Annotated in this window: 1 protein-coding gene; it reads left to right on the top strand. The window is 40.1% G+C overall.

Features of this window, described 5'->3' with window-relative positions; all coding sequences use genetic code 11:
* Nucleotides 1-529, top strand: a 529-nt coding sequence (locus tag R7Z77_RS28205) for an AAA family ATPase (RefSeq protein ID WP_318137417.1), incomplete at both ends; no start/stop codon positions are given.

The raw sequence follows: 529 nt of genomic DNA, 5'->3' as shown, positions 1-529 counted from the left end.
AAACTTGATTGTTTGGGTAGTCTATTCTACGTCCAATTTTAAACTTCATATAGCAGATGAATTATCTGGTTGCGTCAATGTCAATGTCGATTGGATAGAGCTGGATTTATTTAATATTGATTTGGTTAAGAGCAAATCAATACCTGATCTAATTTATATTGAAACCGGGGAAAACTGGGCGCAAAAAGTGGCTCATGTTTATTCCAGTGACAGTAGTTTACAGCACAGCCATACGGCATTAATTGTTTTCGGTGATGAAAGCGATACCGCTTCACTCAAAATGGCGTTGCGACTGGGTGCGACAGATTATTTCTCGCGTTCAGTTGAACTCGGCGAGCTATACCCATTGTTGAAATCGACGGCTGAGGAAAAAGTTTCCAATAAGCAAATGGGTGATTTGACCTTATTTATCAATACCAAAGGCGGTTCTGGGGCGACAACCTTAGCAACTAATACGGCTATTGAACTTTCAAGTTACGCCAAAAGTAAAGTATTGCTGATCGATCTCGATATGCAGTTCAGTGATGCT

This window comes from Vibrio sp. 1401 (genome assembly GCF_033340295.1).
The sequence above is the reverse complement of the archived record's forward strand: the minus strand, read 5'-3'. Positions and strand labels throughout refer to the sequence as shown.